Genomic DNA, 8,149 nt, shown 5'->3' with positions numbered 1-8,149 from the left:
CGCGCAGAGGCCGTGTCAGCGGGATCGGCGCGGCCGGCTCCGAACGCGGCACGCGGCCTTCGACCGGATGGCTCGGATCATTGAACCCATGCGTTGAGGCATGACCGGCAGTGACGAGGCGGTCGACAAAGGCCTCGTCCTCGGCGCTCAGCCTGAAGTCCAATGCCTTCGCATAGCTGTCCCACTGTTCCTCGGTACGCGGGCCGGCGATCGCCGCCGTGATCAGCCGGTTGTTCAACACCCAGGCCAGCGCGAAATCGGCGGCCGAGACGCCGCGCGACTTTGCGTGCGCCGCGATCTGCCTGGCGATCTCGATCGATTCCGGGCGCCACTCGGTCTCGGCGATGCGCTTGTCGCCACGGCCGGCCCGCGTGTCGGCGGCAGGCGCCTGGTTCGGCTCGTATTTGCCGGTCAGCACGCCGCGCGCCAGCGGGCTGTAGGAGACGACGCCAAGACCGTAATAGGCGGCCGCCGGCAGCTGTTCGGCCTCGGCGGTGCGGTTGACGATGTTATAGAGCGGCTGGCTGGCTACCGGCCGGTCGATGCCGAGTTCATCGGCCAGATGCGCGACTTCGGCGATGCGCCAGCCACGAAAGTTGGAGACGCCGAAATAGCGCAGCTTGCCCTGGCGGATCAGGTCGGCGATCGCCCGCACCGGCTCTTCCAGCGGCGCATCGAAGACGGCGCGGTGGAAGTAGAACAGGTCGATATAGTCTGTTCCCAGGCGCCGCAGGCTGTTCTCGACCGTCTGGATCACCCATTTGCGCGAATGGCCGCCGAGATTAGGCCCCTTGTCATGCGAGTTGACGAACTTGGTCGCCACGACCCAATGATCGCGCGTCGCCTTGATGCCGCGACCGACGACTTCCTCGGACTTGCCGTTGTGGTAGACGTCGGCGGTGTCGATGAAGTTGATGCCTTGCTCGCGCGCCTTGGCGATGATGCGATGCGCGACCGTCTCCTCGGTCGGCCCGCCGAACATCATCGTGCCCAGGCTGAGCGGCGAAACCTTCAGGGCGCTGCGGCCAAGATAGCGGTAGTCGGACATTTTTCTGCTCCGTTGAATTTCAGTTGATGGTTGGTTCGGCGTAGTGGCAGGCGACATGGTGTCCGGGCGAGATCGCCCGGAACGCCGGTTCCTGCGAACGGCACAGATCGGTCGCCAGCGGGCAGCGGGTATGGAAACGGCAGCCGCTGGGGATGTTCTGCGGGCTTGGCAGATCGCCATGGATCGGCGCGGCCTGACGTCGGCGCGCCGGGTCCGGCACGGCATCCATCAGCGCGCGCGTGTAGGGATGCTTTGGCGAGGTCCACAGCGCCGCATTGTCGGCGCTTTCGACAATGCGTCCGAGATACATCACCAGCACCCGGTCGGCGAAATAGCGAACGACTGATAGATCGTGCGAAATGAAGAGATAGGACAGGCCGAGCTGACGTTTCATGTCGACCAGCAGGTTCAGAATCTGCGCCTGGATCGAAAGGTCGAGCGCCGACACCGGCTCGTCGCACACAACCAGTTCCGGATTGAGGATCAGCGCCCGGGCGATGCCGATGCGCTGGCGTTGCCCGCCGGAAAATTCATGCGGGTAGCGGCCAAGCGAATCCCTCGGCAGACCGACACGCTCGATGATGTCCTCGACGATGGTGCGCCGCTCGGCCGTGTTGCCGATGCCATGGACCTTCAGTGGTGCTGTCAGGATGTCGCCGATCGTGTGGCGCGGATTGAGCGATGCGAACGGATCCTGGAAGATCATCTGGATATTACGGCGCGCCGCCTTCAGCCGGCGCGTGTCGAGAACGGTGATGTCGGTGCCGTTGAACTCGATCCTGCCGCTAGTCGGGTCGACCAGCCGCATGATGGTCTTGCCTAGCGTCGATTTTCCGCAACCGCTTTCGCCGACGAGACCAACCGTCTCGCCGCGTCCGACTTCGAGGGATACGCCATCGACGGCGCGCAGCGTGCCGCCCTGGGCGTGGAAATGGGTGGAAAGGTCAGAGACCGAGAGCAGCGCCATGCGCAACCTCCGGAATGAAGCTGTAGGGGCAGGCGACTAGACGATCCTCGCTCACCTCGACGAGGTCGGGTACGAAATGGGCGCAGCTGTCGCGCGCCACCGCGCAGCGCGGGCGGAACGGGCAGCCCTTTTCGCCGGCGGCCGAGACGATACTGCCGGGAATCTCCGTCAGCCTGGCGTCGCGGTAGTGGAGATTGGTCTTCAGCCGCGGCGACGCCGCCAGCAGGCCGCGCGTATAGGGGTGAAGGGGTGTTCTGAACAGTGCGCCCGGCAGCGCCTGTTCAACCTTGCGGCCGGCATACATGACGACGACCTTGTCGGCCCATTGTGCGACGACGCCAAGATCGTGGGTGATGAGCATGACAGCCATCGACAGTTCGCGGCGCAGCGTATCGAGCAGGTCGAGCACCTGCGCCTGGATGGTCACGTCGAGCGCCGTCGTCGGTTCGTCGGCAATCAGCAGGCGCGGCCGGCAGGCAACGGCGATGGCAATCATGACGCGCTGGCGCATGCCGCCGGAAAGCTGGTGCGGATAGTCGTCGATGCGCCGCTGCGGATCGGGAATGCGCACCAGATTGAGAAGCTCGATGGCACGGCTCCGCGCTGCCTTGCCGCGTATGCCTTCGTGCAGCGTCAGCACCTCGGTGATCTGCCGGCCGATGGTCAGCACCGGATTGAGCGACGTCATCGGCTCCTGGAAGATCATGGCGATCTCGCGTCCGCGCAGGCTCCGCATAGCCTTCTGGTCGAGACCGAGCAGATCCTTGCCGGCGAATTCGATCCTGCCATTGGGTATTTTCGCCGAGCGCGGCAGAAGCTGCATCAGGGCGAGCGCGGTCAGCGACTTGCCGGAGCCTGATTCACCAACGATCGCCAGCGTCTCGCCCTCACCGACCTCGAAGCTCAGCCGGCTGACCGGCTCGGCGGTCGGGAAGCGAACCGTCAGATTGTCGATCCTGAGCAAAGGAGCCGCCATCTCTATCGCTCCTGTGAGAAGCGCGGGTTGAGCGCGTCGTTGAGGCCGTCACCGATCAGGTTCAGCGCCAGCACGGTAAAGACGATCGCCAGTCCCGGAAGCGCTGTCAGATACCAAGCGGTGCGGATCAATTCCCTGCCCGCTCCGATCATCGAGCCCCAGCTGACGACGTTGGGATCGCCGAGGCCCATGAAGGACAGCGCCGATTCCATCAGGATCGCGGTCGCCACCATCACCGACGAGGTCACGATCAACGGCGGCAGCGCATTGGGCAGGATCTCGCGGAAGATAATGCGGACATGGCCGTAACCGAGGCTGCGGGCGGCCATGACGAAATCCTTCTCGCGGATGGCCCGGAACTCGGCGCGGGTCAACCGCGCCACCGTCGGCCAGGTGATGACGGCGATCGCCACTGTCACGACAGGCGCGGTCGGCTGCGCGATCGCCACCATGACGACCAGCAGCACGAAGCTCGGTATGGTCTGAAAGATCTCGATCAGGCGCACCAGCAGGTCGTCGATCCAGCCGCCGAAGTAGCCGGCGGCGGCGCCGACCAGGATGCCGAAGCTGAGGCCGAGCGCGGTCGCCACCAGGCCGACGAACAGCGAAATCCGCGCGCCATGCAGAATGCCCGAAAGCACATCGCGGCCCATGGAGTCCGTGCCCAGTGGGAAGGCTGGGTTCTGGCCCGGCCACAGGAAGGGCCGCGCCACCATCGATAGCGGATCGGCCGGATAGAGGACTGGTGCCAGCAGTGCGGCCAGCACGACCAGTGACAGGAACACAACGCCGAAGATGGCGTTGGGATTGCGCAGGAAAACCTTCAGCGCACGCCCGCCAGCGGCTATCGGCACCGACGCTGCCGAAGCGGAGCGTGCGTCGGGCGCGTGGAGATTGCTCCAACTCTTTGCCTCGGGTTCAGGCGGTGCCGCGGGCCCGCGGGCATCGGCATGGAGACGGCGGGAACGGGCATCGCCCGCGGCGAAATCGGTGGAAGCCATCAGCGTACTCCGATGCGGGGATCGAGCCAGGCGTGCAGAAGATCGACGGTCGCGTTGGCGATGATCACCAGCAGCGACGACAACAGAAGGATGCCGAGCAGCACGGTGAAATCGCGGCCCATGACCGCTTCGAAGGCGAGACGCCCGAGGCCGGGCCAGGAATAGACAGTCTCGACAACCACGGCGCCGCCGAGCATGCCGCCGACATGCATGCCGGCCATGGTGGTAATGGGGATCAGCGCGTTGCGCAGGACATGGCGAATGGTGATGATGGCCGGCGGCAGGCCCTTGGCTGCGGCGGTGCGCACGTAGTCCTGCGACTGGACCTCCAGCATCGCCGCTCGTGTCAGCCGCGCATAGATCGCCACGTAGAACAGCGCCAGCGACAGTGCCGGCAGGATCATGTAGCGCGCCCTGTCCCAGAGCCCGGCAAGGCCGGTCAGGTTGCTGCCGATGGTTCCCGAGCCGCCGCTCGGCAGCCAGCCGAGCTTGACCGAAAACAGCACGATCAGCATCAAGCCGATCCAGAAACCCGGGATTGAATAGAACAGCAGCGAAATAACGGAGAGCACACGATCCGGCAGGCGCCCGGCAAACACCGCCATCACCGATCCAAGGGCGAGGCCGAGCACAATGGCGACGGCCAGAGCCACCGCCATCAGCACTAGCGTGCCGGGCAGCCGCTGGCCGATCAGGTCGGCGACCGGCATGCCGTAGCGCGGCGAAAAGCCGAGGCTGAAATGCGCCAGATTGTAGAGATAGTTGAACAGCTGGACGAGAAGCGGATTGTCGAGCCCGAAGCGCTGGCGAAGCGCCGCCATCGTTTCGACTGTGGCCGAGCCAGCCTCGCCGGCCATGACATCGGCGGCATCGCCGGGCGCGAGCTGCAGCAGGAAGAAGTTCAGGATGACGATGCCCAGAACGGTCGGCACCGCCTGGATGGCGGTGCGCCGGAAGGTTCTGCCAATGCGCGTCAGGGTCGACATCGTTTTCGCTATCCCGGCTGTGGCTGACGATGCGGGTTTGCTGTTTCCCGGAAAGTTCCGCGCTTTTTAGTTGACAAGATTTATAGACATTGTCAAACCTGATTTAAGAAATTTTATCCTGCAAATGGCTTCATTGCAGAATAGAATTTTATTTCATACTACAAACTCAGCTGTTTGAAGTATGAAATCTTAAGCGCGGGAGCAGGTCGGCCAAATCTTTTCGCAAACGGGCCCGCTCTTGGAACGACGGATTTTTAGCCTGGTGGCCGACGATCGGCCGATCGGGTCCGGCAGCAAAAAAGGACCAGGACGCTATGTCTCATTTCCTCAGTCCGAACCGCCGCAGGTTCCTCGGCATCTCGGCGGCCGCGCTCGGAGCGACCCTGTTGCCTGCATCGCGCAGCGCCTACGCCGCCGAGCCGAAACAGGGTGGAACGGCGACGCTGGTGCTCTCGGCTGAGCCGCCTGTGCTGACGACCATCGCCCACACGGCATTCAATTCCGTCTACGTCTCGGCAAAGACCACCGAGGGCCTGCTGACCTATGATTTCGATCTCACGCCGCGCCCATCCCTGGCCAGACAATGGTCAGTCAGTGGCGATGGGCTGCAATACACCTTCAAGCTGCGCGAAGGCGTGAAGTGGCATGATGGCCAGCCGTTCACCGCCGCCGACGTCGCCTATTCGATCACCACGATCAGAGAGGTTCATCCGCGCGGCCGCAACACCTTCCTCAACCTTGTAGACATCCAGACGCCGGATCCGCTGACCGTAACGCTGGTTCTGTCGAGGCCGGCGCCTTACCTGATCACGGCCCTGGCTGCGGCCGAAACGCCAATCGTGCCGAAGCACCTCTATGACGGCACAAAGGCAGCCGAAAATCCGGTCAACGTCGCTCCGGTCGGCACCGGCCCGTTCGTCTTCAAAGAATGGGTGCGCGGCAGCCACATCGTTTACGAACGCAATCCTGACTACTGGGACGCACCGCGCCCCTATCTCGACCGGCTGATTGTCCGCTTCATCCCGGACGCTTCGGCGCGCGCGCTGGCGCTGGAGACCGGCGAGATCGATCTGGCGCCGGCAACGCCGATTCCGTACAGCGATTTGCAGCGCTTCGAAACGCTGCCGCATATCGGTTTCGAGAAACAGGGCTACCAATATTCCAATGGCATCAGCCGGGTCGAGTTCAACCTGGAGAAAGCCTATTTCCAGGATGTTCGCGTCCGCCGCGCCTTCGCCCATGTCATCGACCGCAACGTCATCCGCGAGACGATCAACTATGGCTATGGCGAAACCATTCCAGGCCCGATCAACCCCAATCTGAAGAAGTGGTTCGTCGCCGACCTGAAGACCTATCCGGTCGACACGGCCGCCGCCGATAAACTGCTCGATGAAGCAGGCTTGCCGCGCGACGCCAACGGTACCCGGCTCAAGCTTGTCCACGACTATGTCCCGAGCGGCGAAACCTACAAGCGCGGCGCCGATTACATCAAGCAGGCATTGGCCGCGGTCGGGATCGAGGTCACCGTGCGCAGCCAGGATTTCGCCACCTACACCAAGCGCATCTACACCGACCGCGACTTCGACTTCACCTTCAACGGCATGAGCAATCTGTTCGACCCGACGGTAGGCGTACAGCGCCTCTACTGGTCGAAAAATTTCAAACCCGGCGTGCCGTTCTCCAACGGTTCGAAATACAGCAATGCCAAGGTCGACGAACTTCTTGAAGCGGCCGCCGTCGAGGTCGACCACGAAAAGCGCTTCGAGCAATGGGCCGCGATCCAGCAGATCCTTGTCGAGGACCTGCCCGATATCGGCATCGTCAGCCAACCGGAAATCACCCTCTACAACAGGCGCATAGCCGGTCACACGGTGGGCGCCGAGGGCAATGCCGGCTCCCTCGCAACCGCCCATATCGTCGCCTGAGCCCTGACCCGTGCGCGGTCCTTCGCACGGGTTCCCTTCCTCCACCCGAGAAAGTTCGCCATGACGCTCGCCCACAAGCCTGGTTCCATCGTCGGCACGCCCTTCTTCAAGGCGCCGACCGACTATCCGGACAGCCCGCTGTCGAAAGCGCTTCAGCAGCCGGTGCTGCTCGGGCTATTCCTGCCGATCCAGGCCGGTGGCTGGACCAACTCGACCTTGCCGCGCTCGACCGACTGGCGCTTCGACTACAATCGCGACCTGACGTTGAAGGCCGAGGAGCTTGGCTTCGACCTCGTCTTCGCGCTCAGCCAGTGGCTGCCCAAGGGCGGTTATGGCGGTGTCTTCAACGGCCAGGCGCTGGACAGTTTCGTGTCCGTCGCGGCCATGGCCGCGATCACCAAGAAGATCATGCTGATCTCGACCATGCATGTTCTCTACGGCCCGTGGCATCCGCTGCATCTGGCGAAATTCGGCGCCACACTCGACCACATCTCCGGCGGCCGCTGGGGCATCAACGTCGTCACCGGCCATCGCGCCGTCGAACATGAAATGTTCGGCTGGAACCGTATCGAGCACGACCGCCGCTATGAACTCGCCGCCGAGTTCGTCGAAGTGCTGCAGCGACTGTGGCAGGACGACGAGAATTTCTCATTCTCCGGAGAATCGAGCTGGAAGCTCAATGGCGGCTTCGTCACGCCCAAGCCGAATTACGGCCGGCCGATCCTGGTCAACGCCACTGGCTCCGATGCCGGCATTTCCTTTGCCGGCCGCTATTCCGACATCGTCTTCGTCACCAGCCCGGCCGGCTCCGACATCGCCAGCGCGCTGGAAGCGCTGCCGGCGCATACGAAGAAGGTGAAGGACGCAGCCCTCGGCGTCGGCCGCAAGGTGCGCACGCTGCTCAACCCGCTGGTCATCAGCAGGCCGACCGAGAAGGAAGCCTGGGCGGTCGCCGATGAGATCGTCGCCCATGCCGACAGCCGCACGCCGAAAGGCTTCCAGACCTTCAACAGCGATGCCCAGGCCTGGAAAGGACGCGAGGGCCGCGACGATCCCTACGCCAAGGTCGGCGGCAACATTTATCTCATCGGCACGCCCGAACAGATCGTCGACCAGTTCGTCAAGTTGAAGGACGCCGGCATTGACGGCCTGCAGCTGTCCTTCTTCGATTTCAAGCCTGACCTCGAATTCTTCGGCGAGAACATCCTGCCGCTGATGAAGCAGGCCGGCCTGCGCAACACCTAAG

The 8,149-nt window shown here is 63.5% G+C and carries 7 protein-coding genes; 2 read left to right on the top strand and 5 right to left on the bottom strand.

What is annotated here, in order from left to right; all coding sequences use genetic code 11:
- The 5 genes from NKH49_RS31435 to NKH49_RS31415 form a co-directional block, all read right to left on the bottom strand.
- The coding region (locus NKH49_RS31435; RefSeq protein ID WP_352929380.1) for an aldo/keto reductase at positions 1 to 1,048 on the bottom strand (1,048 nt) is incomplete at its 3' end.
- Positions 1,049 to 1,067: 19 nt separating this feature from the next.
- Complete coding sequence (locus tag NKH49_RS31430; protein ID WP_352502692.1) at positions 1,068 to 2,015, bottom strand: ABC transporter ATP-binding protein; 948 nt, start codon at positions 2,013 to 2,015, stop codon at positions 1,068 to 1,070.
- Positions 1,993 to 2,991 carry an ABC transporter ATP-binding protein gene (locus tag NKH49_RS31425; protein WP_352616944.1) on the bottom strand — a complete coding sequence of 333 codons (999 nt, stop codon included), beginning with the start codon at positions 2,989 to 2,991 and terminating at the stop codon, positions 1,993 to 1,995. Before NKH49_RS31425 ends, NKH49_RS31430 begins: the two co-directional genes overlap by 23 nt.
- A 2-nt stretch (positions 2,992 to 2,993) precedes the next feature.
- Complete coding sequence (locus NKH49_RS31420; RefSeq protein WP_352616947.1) at positions 2,994 to 3,992, bottom strand: ABC transporter permease; 999 nt, start codon at positions 3,990 to 3,992, stop codon at positions 2,994 to 2,996.
- Positions 3,992 to 4,978 carry an ABC transporter permease gene (locus tag NKH49_RS31415; RefSeq protein ID WP_352449708.1) on the bottom strand — a complete coding sequence of 329 codons (987 nt, stop codon included), beginning with the start codon at positions 4,976 to 4,978 and terminating at the stop codon, positions 3,992 to 3,994. Before NKH49_RS31415 ends, NKH49_RS31420 begins: the two co-directional genes overlap by 1 nt.
- A 314-nt stretch (positions 4,979 to 5,292) precedes the next feature.
- On the opposite strand from NKH49_RS31415, the gene NKH49_RS31410 reads away from it, so the two are divergent.
- Together NKH49_RS31410 and NKH49_RS31405 are read left to right on the top strand one after the other, a co-directional pair.
- Positions 5,293 to 6,903: an ABC transporter substrate-binding protein gene (locus tag NKH49_RS31410; RefSeq protein ID WP_352616950.1), complete on the top strand. Its 1,611-nt coding sequence runs from the start codon at positions 5,293 to 5,295 to the stop codon at positions 6,901 to 6,903.
- A 60-nt stretch (positions 6,904 to 6,963) separates the two neighbouring features.
- The gene (locus NKH49_RS31405) at positions 6,964 to 8,148 is read left to right on the top strand and encodes an LLM class flavin-dependent oxidoreductase (protein WP_352616952.1); all 1,185 of its coding nucleotides are present in this window, start codon (positions 6,964 to 6,966) and stop codon (positions 8,146 to 8,148) included.
- The last annotated feature ends 1 nt before the right edge of the window (position 8,149 follow it).

Origin of the sequence: Mesorhizobium sp. M1088 (genome assembly GCF_040318575.1) — a bacterium.
Classification (GTDB): Bacteria; Pseudomonadota; Alphaproteobacteria; order Rhizobiales; family Rhizobiaceae; genus Mesorhizobium.
The sequence above is the reverse complement of the archived record's forward strand: the minus strand, read 5'-3'. Positions and strand labels throughout refer to the sequence as shown.

What these genes read in the sequence shown, in the direction of transcription:
- NKH49_RS31430 (WP_352502692.1), bottom strand. Translation starts at nt 2,015, where the DNA reads ATGGCGCTGCTCTCGGTCTCTGACCTTTCCACCCATTTCCACGCCCAG.
- NKH49_RS31410 (WP_352616950.1), top strand. Translation starts at nt 5,293, where the DNA reads ATGTCTCATTTCCTCAGTCCGAACCGCCGCAGGTTCCTCGGCATCTCG.
- NKH49_RS31425 (WP_352616944.1), bottom strand. Translation starts at nt 2,991, where the DNA reads ATGGCGGCTCCTTTGCTCAGGATCGACAATCTGACGGTTCGCTTCCCG.
- NKH49_RS31420 (WP_352616947.1), bottom strand. Translation starts at nt 3,992, where the DNA reads ATGGCTTCCACCGATTTCGCCGCGGGCGATGCCCGTTCCCGCCGTCTC.
- NKH49_RS31405 (WP_352616952.1), top strand. Translation starts at nt 6,964, where the DNA reads ATGACGCTCGCCCACAAGCCTGGTTCCATCGTCGGCACGCCCTTCTTC.
- NKH49_RS31415 (WP_352449708.1), bottom strand. Translation starts at nt 4,978, where the DNA reads ATGTCGACCCTGACGCGCATTGGCAGAACCTTCCGGCGCACCGCCATC.